General features: G+C 69.1%; 18 protein-coding genes. 4 read left to right on the top strand and 14 right to left on the bottom strand.

Annotated features, from left to right (window positions below; translation table 11 throughout):
• Positions 1-117: 117 nt before the first annotated feature.
• The 3 genes from QZV81_RS07335 to QZV81_RS07325 form a co-directional block, all read right to left on the bottom strand.
• Positions 118-837, bottom strand: coding sequence for a GMP synthase (locus QZV81_RS07335; RefSeq protein ID WP_292835040.1), 720 nt, complete (start codon positions 835-837; stop codon positions 118-120).
• 31 nt (positions 838-868) lie between these two features.
• Positions 869-1,585 carry a LysR family substrate-binding domain-containing protein gene (locus tag QZV81_RS07330; protein ID WP_292835037.1) on the bottom strand — a complete coding sequence of 239 codons (717 nt, stop codon included), beginning with the start codon at positions 1,583-1,585 and terminating at the stop codon, positions 869-871.
• Between the two features lie 104 nt (positions 1,586-1,689).
• Complete coding sequence (locus QZV81_RS07325) at positions 1,690-2,097, bottom strand: transferase (RefSeq protein WP_292835034.1); 408 nt, start codon at positions 2,095-2,097, stop codon at positions 1,690-1,692.
• 103 nt (positions 2,098-2,200) lie between these two features.
• On the opposite strand from QZV81_RS07325, the gene QZV81_RS07320 reads away from it, so the two are divergent.
• Positions 2,201-2,857: a YitT family protein gene (locus QZV81_RS07320; protein WP_292835031.1), complete on the top strand. Its 657-nt coding sequence runs from the start codon at positions 2,201-2,203 to the stop codon at positions 2,855-2,857.
• 1 nt (position 2,858) lies between these two features.
• On the opposite strand, the gene QZV81_RS07315 is transcribed toward QZV81_RS07320, so the two are convergent.
• The 3 genes from QZV81_RS07315 to QZV81_RS07305 form a co-directional block, all read right to left on the bottom strand.
• The gene (locus tag QZV81_RS07315) at positions 2,859-3,641 is read right to left on the bottom strand and encodes a DNA-formamidopyrimidine glycosylase family protein (protein WP_292835028.1); all 783 of its coding nucleotides are present in this window, start codon (positions 3,639-3,641) and stop codon (positions 2,859-2,861) included.
• Positions 3,642-3,673: 32 nt separating this feature from the next.
• Entirely contained in the window at positions 3,674-8,338 is a 4,665-nt protein-coding gene (locus tag QZV81_RS07310) for an ATP-dependent helicase (RefSeq protein ID WP_292835025.1), read from the bottom strand.
• Between the two features lie 361 nt (positions 8,339-8,699).
• The gene (locus tag QZV81_RS07305; RefSeq protein WP_292835022.1) at positions 8,700-9,362 is read right to left on the bottom strand and encodes an alpha/beta hydrolase-fold protein; all 663 of its coding nucleotides are present in this window, start codon (positions 9,360-9,362) and stop codon (positions 8,700-8,702) included.
• Positions 9,363-9,418: 56 nt separating this feature from the next.
• Here QZV81_RS07305 and QZV81_RS07300 point away from each other — a divergent pair, with 56 nt between their 5' ends.
• A complete protein-coding gene (locus QZV81_RS07300; protein WP_292835019.1) occupies positions 9,419-10,066 on the top strand; it encodes a DUF4916 domain-containing protein in 648 nt (215 codons plus the stop codon).
• Positions 10,067-10,207: 141 nt separating this feature from the next.
• On the top strand, positions 10,208-11,506 hold the full coding sequence (locus QZV81_RS07295; protein WP_292835016.1) for a DivIVA domain-containing protein: 1,299 nt from the start codon (positions 10,208-10,210) through the stop codon (positions 11,504-11,506).
• A gap of 41 nt (positions 11,507-11,547) precedes the next feature.
• Here the strand turns inward: QZV81_RS07295 and QZV81_RS07290 are convergent, their stop codons facing one another.
• The gene (locus QZV81_RS07290; protein WP_292835013.1) at positions 11,548-12,609 is read right to left on the bottom strand and encodes a low specificity L-threonine aldolase; all 1,062 of its coding nucleotides are present in this window, start codon (positions 12,607-12,609) and stop codon (positions 11,548-11,550) included.
• A gap of 54 nt (positions 12,610-12,663) precedes the next feature.
• Entirely contained in the window at positions 12,664-14,067 is a 1,404-nt protein-coding gene (locus QZV81_RS07285) for a DUF6421 family protein (RefSeq protein WP_292835010.1), read from the bottom strand.
• Between the two features lie 75 nt (positions 14,068-14,142).
• Here QZV81_RS07285 and QZV81_RS07280 point away from each other — a divergent pair, with 75 nt between their 5' ends.
• Positions 14,143-14,595: an Lrp/AsnC family transcriptional regulator gene (locus QZV81_RS07280; RefSeq protein WP_292835007.1), complete on the top strand. Its 453-nt coding sequence runs from the start codon at positions 14,143-14,145 to the stop codon at positions 14,593-14,595.
• A gap of 4 nt (positions 14,596-14,599) precedes the next feature.
• Here the strand turns inward: QZV81_RS07280 and QZV81_RS07275 are convergent, their stop codons facing one another.
• The 6 genes from QZV81_RS07275 to QZV81_RS07250 all read right to left on the bottom strand — a co-directional run.
• Positions 14,600-15,901 (bottom strand): aspartate aminotransferase family protein, encoded by a 1,302-nt coding sequence (locus QZV81_RS07275; RefSeq protein ID WP_292835004.1) that lies wholly within the window; start codon positions 15,899-15,901, stop codon positions 14,600-14,602.
• 79 nt (positions 15,902-15,980) lie between these two features.
• Positions 15,981-17,156: an ABC transporter substrate-binding protein gene (locus QZV81_RS07270; protein WP_292835001.1), complete on the bottom strand. Its 1,176-nt coding sequence runs from the start codon at positions 17,154-17,156 to the stop codon at positions 15,981-15,983.
• Positions 17,157-17,215: 59 nt separating this feature from the next.
• A complete protein-coding gene (locus QZV81_RS07265) occupies positions 17,216-18,013 on the bottom strand; it encodes an ABC transporter permease subunit (RefSeq protein WP_292834998.1) in 798 nt (265 codons plus the stop codon).
• Entirely contained in the window at positions 18,010-18,837 is an 828-nt protein-coding gene (locus tag QZV81_RS07260) for an ABC transporter ATP-binding protein (RefSeq protein WP_292835134.1), read from the bottom strand. Before QZV81_RS07260 ends, QZV81_RS07265 begins: the two co-directional genes overlap by 4 nt.
• Before the next feature lie 2 nt (positions 18,838-18,839).
• A complete protein-coding gene (locus QZV81_RS07255; RefSeq protein ID WP_292834995.1) occupies positions 18,840-19,814 on the bottom strand; it encodes an ABC transporter permease subunit in 975 nt (324 codons plus the stop codon).
• Between the two features lie 7 nt (positions 19,815-19,821).
• A partial coding sequence (locus tag QZV81_RS07250; RefSeq protein ID WP_292834992.1) for an LLM class flavin-dependent oxidoreductase occupies positions 19,822-20,162 on the bottom strand: 341 nt, incomplete at its 5' end.

The following is a 20,162-nucleotide window of genomic DNA, read 5'->3' as shown; positions in this document are numbered from 1 at the left end:
GATCTGCCGGATCTGCCGGATGCTCCTCGGTATGTCCCACTCTCAGTGGTGCATGTCCCAGTTTTGGTCGCTGCGGGCGGTCCGCAACGACCGGAAGTGGGACAAGGGGCCGCTGGGTCAGAACTGTTCGGCGAATGCGCGAAGGATGCGGGGCGGCTCGGTGATGGAGGATGCCCGCACCGTCATCGCGATGCGGTCGTAATCCCCCGTATCGAAGTAGCCGTCGTCACGGTAGACGGCCATCCGCTCGATGAACGCCTCGGCGGTGGGTTCGGGGTGGAACTGCGTCGCGTAGAGACGGTCGCCGACCCGGTACGCCTGCACGGGGCAGCTCTCGTTCGTCGCGAGCAGCACGGCACCCGTCGGCAGCACGCCGGTCCCTTCCTTGTGTGCGGTCAGGGCCGAGAAGGACTCGGCCAGTCCTGCGAACAATCGGTCGCGCCGCCCGTCGTCGGTGAGTGCGACACGCGCGGGGCCGGTGTCCTCGGGGTAGGCCCGGGAGACCTCGCCGCCGAGCGCCCGGGTCACCACGCCGATCCCGAAGCAGGTGAACAGCGCCGCAGTGTCGGCCGCCGCGGCTCGTTTCGCGATGCGCGCGAGATCGGCCTCGAGACGCTGCTGCACCACGTTCTTGGTCGACTCGGGGTCGCTCACGTTGAAGGGGCTTCCGCCCACGACGAACCCACGCCAGCGATCCCACGCGTCCTCGGGCAGGGGATCGCGGACGAGGTCCCAGCGATCCAGATCAGGTGCGCGCATCGCGGAGCGAAACGACGCGAACTCGGCCTCGGCCGCGCCTTCCTGGGGGCGAGCACAGATGTAGACCAGCGGTGCCATGGCCTCGAGTCTATCCGCGCGGAGGTGTGCGTCAGCGTGATGTGTTCGCCGTGCGACCCCGGACGATCCCGACGAAGGTGTCGACGAGCGCACTGTCGGCATCCTTTCGCCATGCGATGCCGACCGGGGTGAGCGAGCCGTCCGCCAGAGGCCGCCAGGCCGTGTCCCTCCGATGATGGAGCCGGGCGAGTGACATGGGAACGATGACGATCCCGATCCCCGTCGCAACGAGCGCGATCGCATCCTCCGTCGTCTCGGGCGGTGCGAAGGCGCCGGTGGCGGTGTCCGGCACATCCGGGGTGAGGATGGCGTCACGCGAGACGATGACCACCTCGCCAGCGAGATCGGCGAGGCGGAGCTCATCGGCGGCGGTCAGATGCGAGTCAGAGGCGCAGACGACGACCGGCATTTCGGCATAGAGCGGGATTATGTGGAGGCCGTCGGACTCGATCGGCATGCGCACGAGTGCGACGTCGACGGTCTCGCTGAGCAGTGCGTCCCGCTGACCCGAGAGGGTCAGCGGGACGAGCTGGAGCGGCGTGCCGGGCATGCGCTCCCGCCACCGGTCGATCCAGGTTCCCGGTGTCGCGCCGGGCGCCGCGCCGACTCGGAGGGGCCCCGCGGGCACGGATACCGTCTCTGGCGCGGCCATCGGCTTCTTCGCCGGTGATTTCCGCGCGGCCGTGCCGGCGGAGGTTCGCGCCGGTCGGCGACCGCCGCGCTGAGAGCCGCCGCTCGCCTTCGCCATGGTCTCAGCGTATCCGCGGGGCCACGGAAGCGGCCCGGATCTGCTTCGCGTCGTAGCGCGGCGTGGTGGCTGACGTCGAGTCGGATCCCACGCCTCAAGGGCAGCTACGCGGCGAGGCGCAGTCCGCGCCTGTCAGTCGCGACCTGCTCTCCGTCCGCGACCTGCTCGTCGTCTCCGATCAGCGAGTCTCCCGCGACACGTGCGCGGGCTCCGATGATGGTCCGTACGCCGATCTTGGCGCGCGCGCCGATTGCCGCACCGGCACCGATGCGCGCGTGCGGAGCGATCTCAGCTTCCGCGCCGATGACTGCGTCGGGCTCGACCCAGACGCCGCGGCCGATGTGGACACCGGCGGCGACCTGCGCGCCCGGCTCGACGTACGCTCCCACCTCGATGATCGCGCTGGCGTGCACCTTGGCGCCCTGCGCGATCAGGCCCCGCCCGTTCGCGTGCTTGCGATAGCGCAGCGTCTCGCCGTGGTCGTTCTCGATGTCGATGTAGTTCTTGCCCACTGAATCCTCCCGAGATTTGAGACAACGGCGAGTGCGCCGCATTCATTCCCGCAGGCGTGCCGGACGACACAGGCAGCAGCAGGTGCCGGGGTAGGCTCACCGGGTGAGCACGTCCGAGCCCGACTCCGACCCGACGATCGGCGCGTCGCTCGTGTTCGATGCGAAAGTGAATGAGCACACCGTCGCGGAAGACGTGCTGGGCATCCTGACGGGGACCTTCCTCGCCTCGCTCGGACTCCACATGCTGCACGCCTCGGGGGCTGTGACGGGCGGCACCGCGGGCCTCTCGCTGCTCATCGGCTACGCCACGGGCTGGCCGTTCTGGGCGCTGTTCACGCTGATCAACGTGCCGTTTGCGCTGCTCGCGGTCTGGCGCAGAGGATGGGACTTCACCCTCCGCACGGTCGTCTCCATCGGTCTCGTCTCGGGACTCGCCGTCGTCCATAGCGCGCTCTTCCCGATCACGGGCATCCAGCCGCTCTACAGCGCTCTCGGGGGCAACCTGCTCGCGGGGGTCGGCGTGCTGATTCTCTTCCGCCATCGCTCCAGCATCGGCGGCATCAACATCATCGGTCTGGAGGTGCAGGACCGCACCGGCTTCCGGGCAGGCTGGACCATGATGATCTTCGATCTGATGATCATTCTGGTGGCGCTCCTGGTCGTTCCCTGGCCGAATGTGCTGATGAGCGCGGCGGGTGCGGTTCTGCTCAACCTGGTTCTCGCGCTGAACCATCGTCCCGGTCGCTACCTCGGGCACTGATTCAGGTCTGGCAGCGGGGGCACCAGAACACGGTCCGCCCGCCCGGCGGCTCGGCGCCCAGCGAGGTGCGCAGGATCACCGAGCCGCAGCGCCGGCACGGCAGGCGGTCGCGCCCGTATACCCATGTCTGATGACCTCGCCGCGCGTCACCCGTGAAGGTGCGATGCGCGCGATCGCGGTTCGCGCGGATCATGCGGGCTCCGGTCTCGACAAGGGCGAGCGCATCGACCGTGGCGGCCGGCCTCGAGGGCAGGATGCCGCGGACGAACAGCAGTTCGTTGACGTATTCGTTGCCGAGCCCCGCGAGGTTGCGCTGATCCAGCAGCGCGACATGGACGGCGCGGGGGTCGCTGCCGACACGCCGGGCGGCCCGCGCGGCGCGGGCGAGGTCCCAATCCGGACCTAGAGGGTCGGGGCCCAGGTGACCGACGGCGCGCGCCTCGTCAGCTGTCGGCAGGACTTCGACCATCGCGAGGTCGAAGCCCACGGCGTCTGCTCCCGCAACGCCGACGATCGCGCGGGCACGGGATGCGGAGGTTCGCCAACGTTCTCCGGAGGTGTAGAGGTGCCACCCGCCCTCCATCTTCAGATGGGAGTGCAGGGTGCTCTCGCCGATGCGGATGAGCAGGTGCTTGCCACGCGATACGACGTCACGCACGCTCTCGCCGACGAGGTCGGCAGTCGCGCTCTGAGGTACACGGATGTCGAACCGCGTGACCTCACGCCCCGCGAAAGCGTCATGCAGACGTCGTGCCGTACGGAAGACCGTGTCACCCTCGGGCATCGTGACCGCCGGAAAGGCCGTTGTGCTCGCGCTCAGGCACGAGCGACGACCTTGCGCAGAGTCAGTCCCCGCGCTGATTCGACGAACCCGGCATCGCGCAGGGCACGGCCCGCCGGAGTGCCATAGACGAAGGTGCCCGAGACCTGCTCGATCGTGAGGGTTTCGAGGTGCCGGCCGCGCACGGTCTCGACCAAGCCGCGCGCGGCCGCGGCCAACAGTGCCTCGTCGTCGGTGAAGGCGAGTGCTGACTTCCCGCCACGCTCGAGATAGAGCACGAGCCCCCCGTCGACGAGCGTGACGAGTCCACCGGCCTTGCGCCCCGGGCGATGGGTCACGCCCTCCAGGGCCGGCCAGCCGAGCGCGGCACCGTACGGGTTGGCAGGATCGGTCGCGGCCAGAGTGACGGCATGCAGCGGAGCCGGGTCCGGGATCCCGGCGAAGCTGCGGAGCCGGTCGACCGTCGCGGAAGCGGCGAACTGCGCGGCACCCAGGCGCTCGATGAAGTAGCCCCGGCGCGCGTGACCGGCATCCTCGAACCCAGCCAGCACCCGGTACGCCTGGGCGAAGCCGCCGACGGCGCCTTCGGCCTGCACCGAGCCGCGCGTCAGGATGCCGTAGCGCTCGAGCAGCAGGCCCGCCGATGCGGTCGCGCGGAGCGCGGGATCGCCATCCGCCGAGGGAAGGATCGACCAGCGTCCTCCTCCTATGGGAGGCGGACGGCGCGGAGCCGTCGTCTGCGGGGTCGCCGCGAGTGACGTGCCGCGGAACACGCGTGCCCGGGGCGCACGGCGGGCCGCGCGGTGCGCCTGAGAGCCGCCGCCCAGAAGGGCGCGGACGGGCGCGAAGGTGTCGTTCGTGACGCGTCCCGACCAGGTGAGGTTCCAGAGGGCGTCGATGACGGACTGCTCGGATTCCGCGCCCGTCATCGCACTGAGCTGAGCGGCGAAATATGCTCCTCCGTCGGCGAGCTCGGCGAGCAGATCCCGTTCGAGCGGAGTCTCGGGTTCGGTTCCGGTCGGCGCGGCGAGCGTCAGCGGTGCGGTGTCGACCGGGTGCAGCGCGATCCATCCGTCGCGCCCAGGGAGCGACCCGTGTCCGGACCAGAGGACCTCGCCGGTCGAGGTGAGTTCGTCGAGCAGCGCGGGGGAGTAGTCCGTCACCCGCGTCGGCAGGATGAGCGATTCCCAAGCGCTGGCCGGAAGCGGGATGCCCGCCAGCTGCTCGATCGTCGCGAGCGCGCCGTCGATTCCGTTGAGTCGCTGCCCATCGGCGTGCTGCCAGACCGGCAGGAACCGAGCGAACGCTTCAGGGGCGACCGGCTCGACGGTGCCGCGGATGGCGGCGAGCGAGCGCAGTCGCAGACGGCGCAGCACTTCCGTGTCGCACCACTCCGGATCGCCGTCACCGGCGCTCGCCGCAAGGAAGAATCCGCTCGTCACGCGCCCCTGAGACTCGAGGCGCTGCAATGCCTGGCGGGCTACGGCCGTGCCGATGCCGAGCCGGGTCGCCACATCCCCGGCGCGGAACGGCCCGTGGGTGCGGGCGTGACGTGCGATCAGGTCGCCGAGCGGATCTGGCAGCGGCTCGAGGAACACCGTGGGGATGCCGACCGGCAGCGCGATCCCGAGTGCATCGCGGAGCCGCCCGGCATCCTCGACTGCGGCGACACGATCGGACCCCGCGATCGCGACGCGAATCGCACGCCGCGCCGCGACGAGCTCTTGCAACAGGACGTCGGCGGCCGGGTCGTCGCCGTCGAGGCGTGCGGCGGTGTCGTCGGCAGCCAGTGGGCCGAGGATGCGCAGAAGATCGGCGACCCCTTCGAGACCGCGCGCTCGTCGCGCCGGATCGAGGCGCTGGGCTTCGCGTTCGAACTGCGCGATGACGCCGGGGTCGAGGAGCTCGCGCATCTCGACCTTGCCGAGAAGTTCGGAAAGAAGGGCGGGGTCGACAGACAGCGCCGCCGCACGGCGCTCGGCCAGCGGCGAGTCGCCCTCATACATGAAGGCGCCGACATATCCGAAGAGCAAGTCACGCGCATACGGCGACGGCTGGCTCGTCGTGGTCTCGACGAGCCGGATTCGGCGGTCGCCGATAGAACGGGCGATGCGCAGCAGCGCGGGAAGGTCATAGACGTCCTGGAGCACCTCGCGCAGCGTCTCGAGGATGATCGGGAACGTCGGGTGGTTCTTGGCGACCTCCAGCAGTTGTGCCGACTTCTGCCGCTGCTGCCAGAGGGGCGATCGCTTGTTCGGGTTGAGGCGGGGGAGCAGCAGCGCCCGCGCGGCGCATTCGCGGAACCGCGATGCGAACAGGGCCGACCCGCCGACCTCGTCGGTCACGAGCTGTTCGAGCTCGTCCGGCTCGAAGACGAACAGTTCGGCCCCGGGCGGCTCCGCTTCGGCATCCGGCACGCGGGCGATGATCCCGTCATCGCTCGCAACCGCCGAGCCCTCGACTCCCAGCCGCTCCCGGATGCGGGCATTGACCGCGAGTGCCCACGGCGCGTGCACGTGCATGCCGTACGGGGAATGCAGAATGACCCGCCAATCCCCGACCTCGTCGCGCGACCGCTCGACCGTGAGCGTCCTGTCGGTCGGGAGGGTCCCGGTGGCTTCGCGCTGCTCAGCGAGGTAGGCCAGCAGATTGCCGATCGCGTTGTCGTCCAGGCCCGATTCGCGCAGGCGCGCGGTCGCCTTCTCGGGCGTGGATGCGGCGACCTCGCGGGAGAATCTGCCGAGCGCCTCTCCGAGCTCGGCCGGGCGCCCCAGGCCGTCACCGTGCCAGAACGGCAGCTTGCCGGGCTGGCCGAACGCGGGAAGGACGTTGACCCGGTCGTGGGTGATCTCGACGATTCGCCACGACGTCGTCCCGAGCGTGAAGACGTCGTTCACGCGCGACTCGTAGACCATCTCCTCGTCGAGCTCGCCGACGCGCGCATTGCGGGTCTCTCCCGCGACGAACACGCCGAACAGGCCACGGTCGGGGATGGTGCCGCCGCTGGTCACAGCCACCCGCTGCGCGCCCGGCCGTCCCGTCAGCGTTCCTTCGTCGCGATCCCAGACGACGCGAGGGCGCAGCTCGGCGAACTCGTCGGAGGGGAAGCGCCCGGCCAGAAGGTCGAGCGTGGCCTCATACGCCGAGCGTGGGAGGGTGCGGAACGGCGCGGAGCGTGTGACCGTCTCGAACCAGTCTTCGACCGCGATCGGTCCGAGTGCGCAGGCGGCGATCGTCTGCTGCGCCAGGATGTCGAGGGGATTCTGCGGTACCGAAATCGCCTCGATCTGGCCGGCCAGCATCCGCTCGGTCACCACCGCCGTGTGCAGTACATCTCCGCGGTGCTTCGGAAACAGCGCCGCACGACTGACCTCCCCGACCTGATGGCCGGCGCGGCCCACGCGCTGAAGGCCTGATGCGGCCGATGGCGGTGCCTCGACCTGGATCACGAGGTCGACCGCTCCCATGTCGATTCCGAGTTCGAGGCTCGAGGTCGCGACGACGCAGCGCAGGATGCCGGACTTCAGCTCGTCCTCGACGATCGCACGCTGCTCTTTCGACACGGAACCATGGTGGGCTTTGGCCAATTCGGCCGGGGCGCCCGCGGAGGCCCCCGCCTGCGCCATCATCGCCGCCGGGGGCTTCCCACCCGGGGAACCTGACCCCGTCGACGGGTCGAGCCGCTCCGCATAGATCTCATTCAGGCGACCCGTGAGCCGCTCCGCGAGCCGGCGCGAATTGGCGAACACGATCGTCGAGCGATGAGCGAGGACGCGGTCCACGATCGCTTCCTCGACGTGCGGCCACACCGAGCCGGTGACGTCCGTCGGCCCGGTCGAGGCGAACCAGTCGTCGTCGCCGCTCGCCGCGCTGTCGTCGCCCGCGGGTGCGGCTCCGGCATCCGATCTCGGCGGGGGTGGTGGATGCACCATGTCGTCCATCGGCACGATGACCGACAGGTCGAACGTCTTGGTGGCACGCGGCGCGACGATCTCGACCGGCGCCGATCCGCCGAGGAACCGGGCGACTTCGTCGATGGGCCGAACGGTCGCCGACAGACCGATCCGCTGCGCAGGACGCTCGAGAAGCGCGTCGAGCCGCTCCAGGCTGACGGCCAGATGAGCCCCCCGCTTGGTGGCGGCGACCGCGTGCACTTCGTCGATGATCACGGTGTGGACGCCGCGCAGGGTCTCTGCCGCTTGGCTCGTGAGCATGAGGTAGAGCGATTCGGGCGTCGTGATGAGGATGTCGGGCGGATCGGCGACGAGCTTGCGCCGGTCAGCCGAAGGTGTGTCTCCCGAGCGGACTCCGACTGTGATCTCCGGCAGGGGGGAGCCCGATCGCCGTGCCGATTGACCGATGCCGACGAGCGGCGAGCGGAGGTTGCGCTCGACGTCGACGCCGAGGGCCTTCAGCGGTGAGATGTAGAGCACGCGGGTGCGCGGGACGGCATCCTTGTTCTTCTTGGTCTTCTTCTCGATCGTGGCCGCCGGGGCATCGCGGCGGTCGTGGAAGACCCGATCGATCGCCCACAGAAACGCCGACAGCGTCTTGCCCGAGCCGGTCGGGGCGACCACGAGGGCGTGCTTGCCGCTGGAGATCGCCTCCCAGGCGCCCTCCTGGGCTGCCGTGGGCTGCGCGAAGGCGCCGCGGAACCAGTCCTGCGTGGCAGGACCGAACCGCGCGAGCACATCGGCCATCCCCCCATCTTCGCCCGGCCCACCGACATCCGGGCTCCCTCTTCTCCCTCTTCTCCCTCTTCTCCCTCTTCTCCCTCTTCTCCCTCTTCTTCCCCTCGCCGGGCTCATTCCGCGGTCACCGGTGACACTTCGCGACCGGCGAGCGGATCGCGGCCGCGCTCCCCGGTCGCAAGGTGCGGTCACAGGCGGCAAATTGCGACCGGGGAGTGGGGCGGTCGAGGGTGGGTATGCGGTCGCCTCGGATATCGCGGTGCAGCTCGATCGCCAGGTCTGGCGCGGGCGGCTGCAGAAGCCGTCAGCGCAGGATCACAGCGCAGGCCTGATCGGCGCTTCCCGGTACTCGGGACAGGGCCCGAAGCTCCTATGCGGGTTGCGCGCCCAGCGCGAGGCGCGCGCGGAGGAACGCCACGACATCGTCGAGTTCGTCCTGCGAGATGCTGTGCGCGAGCCCCGGGTAGACCCGACCGGTGAGTTCGACGTGTCCGGGGAGCCACTGACTGGTGTGCGCGACGCGCTCCTGCGGGATCACGTCGTCGCGCGCACCGCGTCCCCAGAAGACCGGGGGCCGGACTTCGGCCAGCGCAGCGTCGGTCGGCAGCGGCTCGTCGGCGACGAAACCCGCGAGCGCCACCGCGAAGTCGAATCGGCTCGGCTGCAGTCGCAGGGCCTGAAGGGAGACGACGGCGCCCTGCGAGAACCCGAGCAGGCCGATGGTCTCAGCATCCGTGTGTCCATCAATCCAGCTGAGCAGGCGCTCGCCGGCCGCGGTTGCGGCGTCGCCCCGCCGCGCGTGCACTCCCTCGACCGGGAACCACGACCAGCCCGGCGCCGGAAACGGCGGTGCGAGAGGGGCCCGGACGGCGGCGACGACGAACTCTTCGGGCAGGAAGGGCACCAGCCCGAAGAGGTCTTCCTCGTGCGAGCCGTAGCCGTGCAGCAGCACGAGCAGCGGGCGCCCCGCGCGTTCTGCGGGCGGAGCGGACCAGCGAACGGCATCGGCATCCAGGGGCGGAACCTCGATCATGTGCCCAGTCTGACATGCCTCCCGGAGGTCTCGGCGGGCTGGGGTATACATGAGGCATGGCCGTTCGCACACCCGACCCCGATCCGAACGAGCGCGACGACGACCCGGCGCGAGATCCGTTGCGCGGCTTCGGGGGTCCAGGGTACCGGAACGAATCGTTCGGTTCGGCGCCCCCCGGCAACACCGCCAACCCGGGGTGGCTGAGCGAGGTCGAGCTCGCGGAGGTGCGGCGACGGCTTCCGATCCTCTATGTCGAGGCGGTTCCGGTGCGCACCGATGGGATGGGTGCCGTGACGCAGGTGGGCATTCTCTTGCGCGCGAACCCTGTCGGCGAGATCACGCGCACGATCGTCAGCGGTCGCGTTCGCTACGGCGAGACCGTGCGCGACGCGCTGTACCGCAATCTCGAGAACGATCTCGGGCCGATGGCCTTCCCCCTCCTGCCGCCGCAACCGGTCCCCTTCACGGTGGCCGAGTACTTCCCGATTCCGGGGGTCAGCGCGTACTTCGACGACCGCCAGCACGCGGTGTCGCTCGCCTTCGTCGTGCCCGTGACAGGCACGTGCGAACCTCGCCAAGACGCTCTCGAGGTGACGTGGATGTCGCCGGAAGAGGCGGCATCCGATGCGCTCGCCGCCGAGATGGAGGGTGGACGTCTCACGCTGCTGCGTCTTGCGCTGGCCAGCGTCGGTGCGCTGCGCTGACCACCGCGACCCTGCTCGCCTGATCATGTGGTGGGATCGCGAGGTCGCCTTCCGGTATTCTTCGATCGACGGCTGACCGAGCCGACATCCCCACCCGGCGCCGCACTTCTGTGCTGGCGCCCGCGCGAAGCGGAGACCCCCGTGTCTGATGTGCATTCCTCCCGTGACGAAACCGCCGATGGGTCGCCGTTCGACGAGCTGATCGCGAACGCGCAGGCAACGCCGGCCGGGTCTTTCACGACGACTTTCCGCGGCTATGACAAGGCAGAGGTAGACGCCGTGATCGCCGAACTCACCGCGCAGCGCAGCGGGCAGAGCGAGGAGGTCGCCAAGCTCACCGACAAGTACCGGCGCGCGGTGGCGACGGTCAAGACGCATCTCGCGACGATCGGGCAGCTCGAGGACAAGGCGGCGTCGCTGGAAGCCGACCTCGCCGTGGAAGCGGCCAAGGTCAGCAACGCCGAAGACAAGGTCGCGACCCTGAGCGCCGAGCTCGCCGGTGCCGCCGATGAGTCCTCGAAAGGGCGCGAGCGCTTCGAAGAAGTGCTGCGCGTGGCAGAGGAGCAGGCCAGCATCATCATCAAGAATGCGAGCGTGCAGGCCGATCGCCTGCTCGAAGCCGCACGGGAAGAAGTTGCGCGGTGGCGCGCGGACGCCCAGGCCGACGTCGACACCATGCGCACACAGGCCGAGACCGACGCGCAGCAGGCGCGCCTCCGGATCGACACCGAGCTGACGGCGCACGAGTCGCAGCTCGAGCGTGAGGCCGCGCACGCCGCCGAGAAGGTCGCGCAGGCGCAGCAGGAGGCTGCGGCGATCCGCACCGAGGCCGAGAAGGGTGCCGCGTCGCTTCGCTCACTCGTGGCGCGCGACAGCGAGCAGATGCGCGCTGAGGCCGAAGAAGCGGTCCGCGAGCAGCGGATGCGCGCGCTCGAGTTCGAGGAATCCCTCACTCGTCGGCAGGACGACGCGCAGCAGGAGTTCCTCATGTTGCACAATCAGGCGGTCGCCCACGCCGAGCGCATCACGCAGGATGCCAACGACCAGGTCGCGTCGTCGCTCGATCACTCCCAGCGGATCACCGCGAAGGCCGCCGACTTCGACAGGCTCATGCGCGCCCAATCGCAGCAGATCGAAGCCGACGCGAAGCTGCGTGCCCGTGAGATCCTGGAGCGCTCGAGCGTCAAGGCGCAGAAGATCATCGACACCGTGACCGAGCACTCGCAGTCGGTTCTGCGCGATGCGGAGGACCGCACGAGGCAGCTGCGCTGGCAGCAGCAGCAGCTCACGAGCTTCATGTCCGAGGTCAAGGAGCTCATGCGCGCCGAGTCGGCCAAGGCCGAACCCGACGAGGCCGTGACCGAACCTGACGAGGCCAGGGCCGAACCCGACGGAGCCGAGCCCGGGGCGGGCGCCGAAGCCGAGGCCGAACAGGCCTGAGGTTGACCTGCGCGTGCGACTGCGCGACAAGCCGGTGAGCGTCAGGTGAGGCGCGCCAGCTCCGCGACGAAGGCGTCGACGTCGTCTTCGGTCGTGTCGAACGAGCACATCCATCGGACCTCGTTCTTCGCGGCATCCCAGTCGTAGAAGCGGAACGCCTCGCGCAGCCTGTCGGCGACGCCGTCCGGCAGGGTCGCGAACACGCCGTTGGCCTGCGTCGGATGGCTGAACCCGACGCCGGTGATCGACCCGTCCGCGATGCCCGCCTCGACGCCGGCGCGCAGACGCTGCGCCATCGCGTTGGAGTGTCGTGCGTTCCGCAGGTACAGGTCGCCGTCGAGCAGGGCGATCAGCTGGGCTGAGACGAAGCGCATCTTGCTGGAGAGCTGCATGTTGAGCTTGCGGAGGAAGATCAGGCCCTCGGATGCCTCGGGGTTGAGCACCACGACCGCTTCGCCGAGCATGGCACCGTTCTTCGTGCCGCCGAAGCTCAGGAGGTCGACGCCCGCGTCCGTCGTGAACGCACGCAGGGGAGCATCGAGCGCGGCGGCCGCGTTCGAGATGCGCGCGCCGTCCATGTGCAGGCGCATTCCCCTCGCGTGCGCGTGATCGGCGAGCGCTCTGACTTCATCGGGTGTATAGAGCGTGCCGAGCTCGGTCGATTGGGTGATCGAGACCACGAGAGGCTGCGCGCGGTGTTCGTCGCCCCATCCCCACGCCTCCCGATCGACGAGTTCGGGGGTCAGTTTGCCGTCGTCGGTCGGGACGTTGAGGATCTTGATCCCTGCGACCCGCTCGGGCGCACCGCCCTCGTCGACGTTGATGTGCGCAGACGATGCCGCGATGACCGCACCCCAGCGGGGCAGCATCGACTGCAGTCCCACCACGTTGGCGCCCGTGCCGTTGAAGACCGGAAAGGCCTGCGTCCTTTCGCCGAAGTGGTGGGCGAAGACTTCCTGGAGGCGCGCGGTGTACGCATCCTCCCCGTAGGCGATCTGGTGTCCGTGATTGGCGGCGGCGATCGCCGCGAGGACCTCGGGGTGCACGCCGGAATAGTTGTCGCTGGCGAAGCCGCGGACGGTGCTGTCATGCAGAGTGCTCACACCCTCCACCCTACGAGTCCCGCGCCCGTCCCGAGGGAGTGCGGGCGCGGCGCCTCATGCGTCCGTCCCGCGGATGCCTGAGGTCGAGCCGATGACCGGCTGCATCTTCCGCTCGAGCGCCTCATAGAACATCGACAGTGGGAACTCATCGTCCAGGATCGCATCGGTGAAGCCGGACACGGGACCGGCCAGCACCTCGTCGGGAAGGCCTCGCGCCCAGCGCGATGCCGGGTGCGGGGCGATGACGGAGCGGACCAGGTCGTAGGCGGCGAGCCAGTGTGCGATCTTGGGCCGGTCGATGGATTCCCAGTAGAGGCGGTCGATCCGGTCAGCGAGTTCGACCACGGCGCCCGGAACCTCCGCCCAATCGAACGCGAGAGCCGTGTCGGTCCAGTGCAGCACGCCGCGCTGGTGGAGCCAGGCGAAGAGCAGCTGCCCTCCCAGCGCGTCGTAGTTGCGCACGCGGGAACCGGTGATTGCGAACCGGAAGATCCGGTCGAACAGCACGGCGTACTGCGCGAGGTGCGCATGGTCGAGCGTCTCCGCTTCGGCCTCGGTGAGAGACTCGGCGGCCGACAGCCGGCGCTCGATCCGCACGCACTCGCGGAACGCCGTGAGGTCGCAGCGCAGCTCCTCCAGCGAGTACAGGAAGTACGGCATCCGCTGCTTGATCATGAACGGGTCGAACGGCAGATCGCCGCGCATGTGGGTGCGGTCGTGGATGATGTCCCACATGACGAACGCCTTCTCGGCCAAGTCCTGGTCCGCCAGCATCCGGGAGACGCCGGTGGGCACATCGAGCTTGGTGAACTCCGCCGCCGCGCGCACGACACGGCGGAAACGGGCGGCCTCACGGTCCTGGAAGATCGCGCCCCACGTGAACGTCGGGATCTCGCGCATCGCGACCGTCTCGGGGAACAGCACCGCCGAGTTCGTGTCGTATCCCGGTGTGAAGTCGATCAGGCGAAGCGACACGAACAGTCGGTTGGAGTACTCGGTTTCGAGCCGGGCGATGAACTCGGGCCAGATCACCTCGACCAGCAGCGCCTCGACGTGCCGGTCGCGCGACCCGTTCTGCGTGTACATCGGGAACACGATGAGGTGACGGATGCCGTCCTCTCGGTGCAGCTGCGGCTGGAACGCCACGAGCGAGTCGTAGAAGTCGGGCACGCCGAATCCGCTGTCGGCCCAGCGCTCGAAGTCGTGCGCGTTCGCGGCGAGGTACTGCGCGTCGTGCGGGAACCGGGGCGACAGCATCCGGAGCGATTCGACGATCGTCTCGACGTACACGCGGGCGTCGCCGTGATCCTCGGTGTCGGGCACCGAGCCGTCCTGCGCCTGGATGTCCTGCAGCGCGATCGCAGCATCCTTCAGCGCGTGCCAGGCAGCGGTGTCCTCTACTGCGGTGTCCCGGGTGACGGGGCTCGCACCGTACTGGTCGATCTGGCTGAGGGACATGGGAAACCTCCGATCGCAAGGTTGGAGCGGAAATATTCCGGCAGATTAACTGGTGTGCCGATATTCTTTCATGTCATGGACGATCCTGTCGACACGGCTATCCTCGCGGAGGTCTCCCGCGATCCGCGCGCCACCCTCTCCCAGCTCTCCGACCGCGTCGGGCTGGGCGTATCCGCCGTGCAGGCGCGGCTGCGCCGCTTGGAGAGCAGCGGAGTGATCGCCGGGTATCGCGTGGTGCTCGACCCCGAGGCGGTCGGCAAGTCGCTCTCGGCGTTCATCGAGATCACGCCGCTGGATCCTTCGCAGCCCGACAATGCCCCGGAGCTGCTCGAGCACCTTCCTGCGATCGAGGCGTGCCACTCGATCGCGGGAGATGCGGCGTACATCCTGTTCGTGCGCGTCGGCACGCCGCGCGACCTCGAGGCCCTCATTCGGGACATCCGGTCGGCGGCGTCCGTCAGCACACGGACCACGGTGGTACTGCAGACCTTCTACGAGAACCGCCCGATCGCGCTCGGCGACGCCTGACCGATCAGGCTTCGACGGCTGTGAGCGCCTCGTCGTAGATGACCATCGCCTGCGCCACCTCGTCGTCGGTCACGACACACGGCGGTACGACGTGGATGCGGTTGTCCGCGCTGAAGGGCACGAGTCCCCGCGCGGACAGCTCCTTCCGGAGCTGTCCGATCAGCGCCGCCGAGACCGGCTCTCGCGTGGCGCGATCGGTCACGAGGTCGAGCGCCCAGAAGACTCCCGTGCCGCGGACTTCGCCGATGAGCGGATGCTTCTCGGCGAGCGCCGCCAAGCCGGGCGCGATCGCCTCGTCGCCGATCCGGCGCGCGTGCTCGACGATTCCCTCGGAGGTCATGGCGTCGATCGAGGCGACGATGGATGCCGCGGCAAGCGGGTGCCCGGAGTAGGTGAGCCCGCCGGGGAAGACGCGATCATCGAACGTGGCTGAGATCTCCTCCGAGATGATCACGCCGCCGACGGGGACGTAGCCGGAGTTGACACCCTTCGCGAACGTGATCAGGTCGGGGACGACGTCATGGTCCTCGAACGCGAACCACCGCCCGGTGCGGCCGAATCCGGCCATCACCTCGTCGAGAATGAGGATGATGCCGTAGCGGTCGCACAAGGCCCGGACACCCGCAAGATAGCCCGGCGGCGGAATCAGCACGCCCGCCGTGCCCGGGATCGTTTCGAGCAGGATCGCCGCGATCGTGTCAGGGCCTTCCGACTGGATGACCCGCTCGAGGTGGTGCAGCGCCCGCGCCGACTCCTCCTCGGGCGTGGCAGCCCAGAATTCGCTGCGGTACAGGAAGGGTCCGAAGAAGTGGGCGTGGCCGCGCGCGTACTGATTCGGCATCCGCCGCCAGTCGCCCGTGGCGACGATGGCCCCACCGGTGTTGCCGTGGTACGAGCGATAGGTCGACAGAACGGTGTCCCGGCCCGTGTGCAGGCGGGCCATGCGCATGGCGTTCTCGTTGGCGTCGGCGCCGCCGTTCGTGAAGAAGACCTTCGCGAAGCCGTCGGGCGCCTTGTCGACGATGCGCTGAGCGGCCTCGCCCCGCACGAGGCTCGCCGTGGCGGGGCCGATCGTGGCGAGAGTTCCGGCCTGCTCCTGGATCGCCGCGACGACGGCCGGATGCTGGTGACCGATGTTCACGTTGACGAGCTGGCTCGAGAAGTCCAGCATCCGATTGCCATCATGATCCCAGACTGTTGCGCCGGATCCGCCCGCGACGACCGGGAGCTCGAGGTTCGCCTGCGCGAGCCAGGAGTGGAAGACGAACTCGCGGTCCAGATCGCGTGCGTGTTGGTTTGTGCTCATATGCGTTTCTCCAGGGGTGCGGGCCGGGCGGCTCGCTCGCGCGGACCGCCCGACCTGCTGATGCTACTGGAGCCGCTGCCTACTGACCGCCCTCCGTGAGGACGACGTCGATCGGCGTGTATTCCCCGTCGACGACGACACCGTCCTCCTTGAGCGCGACCAGCGCCTGCTCGATGTAGCTGTTCGAGAACGCCGACTCGGCGGGCTCGGTGGTGATCAGCTCGATACCGTCCTGGTTCTTGGCCGAGAGCGCGCCCGCGACCGTCTTGTCCCACGCTGCCTGATCGATCAGCCCGAAGTCGCCGCCGGCCCAGATGAGCTTGTTGACCTCGTTCATCTGCCACAGCTGGTGCACGGGGCCGACCGGGAAGGCGGCCTCGGCGTTGATTGCGGCGTCGTACGTGATCTGCGCGGCCTCTTCAGGATTGTCCCGCGCGAAGATCCAGCCCTTCGTGACGGCCTTGAGGAAGCGGACGGCGGCGTCGGCGTAGGCCGGGTCGTCGGCCAGGCGGGCCGTGTCGGCCCAGATCGCATCCTGGAGCATCGCGCCTTCGGTGTCCTCGTAGCTGACGACGTCGAAGTCCTCCGGCTGGTAGAGCTCGCCGGTGGCGGGGTTGACGACCTCGAGGATCTGCGCCCACTCGTTGTAGGTCATCGCCTGCGCGGCGTCCACATCGCGGTCCAGGAGCGCGTTCATGCTGAAGTCCTGGGTCGTGATCGACACGGTGCTCGCGTCGAGGTCCTCGGCAGCCATGGCCGCGAAGATCTCCCACTCGTTGCCGAAGCCCCACGAGCCGATGCGCTTGCCCTCGAAGCCCGCGACCGTGTCGAGGCCGTCACCGGCCCACGAAACCTGCAGGGTGCCGGACTTCTGGTACACCTGGGCGATGTCGGTCAGCTCGACCCCGGTGGCCTCCAGCGTGCCGAGCACCTTGGGGACCCAGGCGATGGCGAAGTCGACATCGCCGGCGACGAGGGCATCCTGCGGGACGATGTCGCCACCCGAGGGGATGATCTCGACGTCGTCGAAGCCCTCTTCCTCGAAATAGCCCTGGTCGAGCGCGACGTAATAGCCGGCGAACTGCGCCTGTGGCAGCCACTGCAGCTGCAGCTTGATCGAGGTGAGCGGATCGAAGTCCGCCGACGCGGATTCGCTGGCATCGGGTGCGGCGGGGGCCGAGCACGCTGCGAGCGCGAGGGCCGTGATGGCAGCGGCGGACAGCGCGGCGAGGCCGCGTCTGGTGCTGGTTCTCATGCTGTTCCTTTCGGGTTCGGTGATGCAGGGTCGTGCGGGTGGTGCGCTGTGCCGGTCGATCAGACCGAGGAGTGCCTCGTCGCGAGCCTCTCCAGCAGGGAGGTCACGAGGAAGAAGAGGAGACCGATCAGTATGCCGCCGACGACATAGGCCCAGGCCAGGGCGGCGCGCCCCGACTTCGCGTAGCTCGCGATCGCGGTGCCTATCCCATCCGCGGGTCCGCCGAAGTACTCTGCAACGAGCGCCGCGATCACGGCGATCGAGGCGGCGATCCGCAGTCCCGTCATCAGGTAGGGCAGCGCGGTGGGCAGCGTCAGCATCCGGAAGGTCTGCGTGCGCGTCGCCGCCGATGCCCGCAGGACGTCACGGTGCACGGGGCGGGTCTGACGGAGGCCGCGCAGCACGTTGACGAAGACCGGGATGAACGCGGCGATCGTGGCGACCGCGATCCGCCCGAACTGGCTGGAGGCGCCGAACATCGTGTTCAGGATCGGCGTGATCGCCACGATCGGAATCACCGAAAGAGCGGCGACGAGGGGCGTCAGCATGGCGTCGACGGGGCGTGCGGTGGCCGCGAGGCCGGCCGAGAACACAGCGAAGAGAGAACCGACGATGATCCCGATGAGGGCATTCGTGGCAGTCACGAGCATGTCCTCGAGGATGATGTCCCAGCGCAGCGCGAGCTCGCGGCTGATCGCGAGCGGACTCGGCAGCATCCGCGGGGCGGACCCCAGGACATCGACGTACACGATCCATACCGTGAATATGAGCAAGCCGACCACGACCGGCGCGGCGAAGCGCAGCCAGTGCGGCAGCGTCCGCTGCGCGACCGGCACACGTTCGATGGCCGCCGTCATCGCTCGTTCGCCCTCTCGGTGGGCGCGCCGTGCAGGGCCTCCCGAACGGCGGTGACGCGCTCGAAGTACTCGGGCGCCTCGCGGAGGCTCTCGCCGCGCTCATCGCCCAGATCGGTGGGGATCACATCGGTGATCCGGCCCGGTCGAGGGCTCATGACCACGACGCGGTCGGAGAGGAACACGGCCTCGGGGATCGAGTGGGTGACGAACACGACCGCCGCACCGGTCTCGGCCGTGATCCTCGCCAGTTCTGACTGCAGGTACTCGCGGGTCATCTCATCGAGCGCACCGAACGGCTCGTCCATCAGGAGCAGGCGCGGACGGGTCGCGAGCGCGCGCGCGATCGCGACCCGCTGCTGCATGCCCCCGGAGAGCTGGTCGGGATACCGGTCGACGAAGTCGGAGAGCCCGACGAGGTCGGCCAGCTCGCTCACACGGGCGGCGCGCTCGATGCGTGACGTGCCGTTCAACTCGAGCGGGAGCGAGATGTTCGCCGCCACGGTACGCCAGGGGAGGAGGCCGGACTGCTGGAACGCGATCCCGTAATCCTGATCGATGCGCGCCCGACGAGCTGTCTTGCCGAAGATCTCAAGCGTTCCGCTGGAGGCCTGATCGAGGTCGGCGATCAGCCGCAGAAGCGTCGACTTGCCGCATCCGGACGGACCGATGAGCGAGACGAACGCACCGGCGGCGACGTCGAGCTCCGCGCCGGCGAGTGCGACGACACTGTTCGAATCGGTCCGGGAGCCCTTCGTCGGAAAGATCTTGCCGACGCCGACCGCCCGCACCGCCAGTCCGGTCGTGGTCCCTTTCGCGGTGGACATCGTCATGCGTTCGCTTCTCCTCGTCGGTAGTTCCGCAGCCACAGGCCGATGAGCGCGACGGATCCGGCCGCGATCAGCCCCAGGGCGATCGATCCGAACGTGGGCCCCCAGGGTGCCGCCGGGTCGCTCGACGCCTGCCCCGCGAGCTGGATCAGCATCCGTCCGATCCCGCCGCGCATCCCGATCGACACTTCGGCGACCACGGCGCCGAGCACGGCGTTGGCCGCCGCGAGCCGCAGCGCGGGGAGCAGGTGGGGCACCGCGGCGGGCAGACGCAGATGCAGGATCGTCGGCCAGTATCCTGCGGCGTAGGTTCGCATCAGGTCGACGTGGATCTGATCGGGCGCAGCGAGTCCTCGGAGCACCCCGATCGCCACGGGGAAGAACGCCAGGTAGGAGGCGATCACGGCGACCGACAGCCACTGCGGCCACGGTGTTCCGCCGCGGTCGATCTGATTGCCGATCGCGTTGATCACCGGGGCGAAGGCGATGAGCGGCACGACCTGGCTCACCACGATCCACGGCAGCAGACCCCACTCCACCAGTCGCCACCGCTGCATCGCCAGGCCCAGGATCGCGCCGACGGCCACGCCGATGAGCCAGCCCGCCGCGGCGATGCCGAGGGTGACCAGCGCCGCGGAGGCGACTGAGACCCACAGCGGCGGTGTGTCGCCGCCGCTTGTGGGCGCGAAGAGCCGCGCCACCATGTCCCACACGTGCGGCATCGCCCGGTCGTGCGTGCGGGGCAGGATCATGAAGCCTGAGCCGGACTCGCCCGCGGTGCCGCCGATGACGACGCCCTCCGCCGGACCGAGGAACTTGTAGAGCTCCCAGATGAGCAGGACCGCCGCAATGCCCAGGACTCCCCAGCCGAGCGCGGACCACGTCTGCGAACCGCTTCCACGACGGAACCGCGACAGTCTCCCGCGCGGCGGCACGAGCACGTCGGGCGGAGGCGCTGCGTCGGTCAGGGCCATCGAGGCATCACGCCTTGGCCGTGACGTTCTCGGACAGGGCCGGAATCACGGTCTCGCCGTACACGCGGAGGGTCTCCTCCTTGTTGTCGTGCTGCAGGTAGCCGGCAAACTGCGTGACTCCGATCTCGCGCAGCTTCTGCAGCTTGGCGATGTGCTGCTCGGCCGTGCCGAGGATGCAGAACCTGTCGACGATGTCGTCCGGGACGAAATCGACATGGTCGTTGTCCGACTTGCCATGCGTGTTGTAGTCGTACCCGGTGCGTCCGGCGATGTAGTCCGTGAGCGCGGCGGGAACCTCGCCGTGGTGTCCGTACTTCGCCACGATGTCGGCGACGTGGTTGCCGACCA

The organism is Microbacterium sp. (assembly GCF_011620665.1).
Taxonomy (GTDB): domain Bacteria; phylum Actinomycetota; class Actinomycetes; order Actinomycetales; family Microbacteriaceae; genus Microbacterium.
Note: the sequence above shows the minus strand (reverse complement) of the source record. Positions and strands in the feature narration are given on the sequence as shown.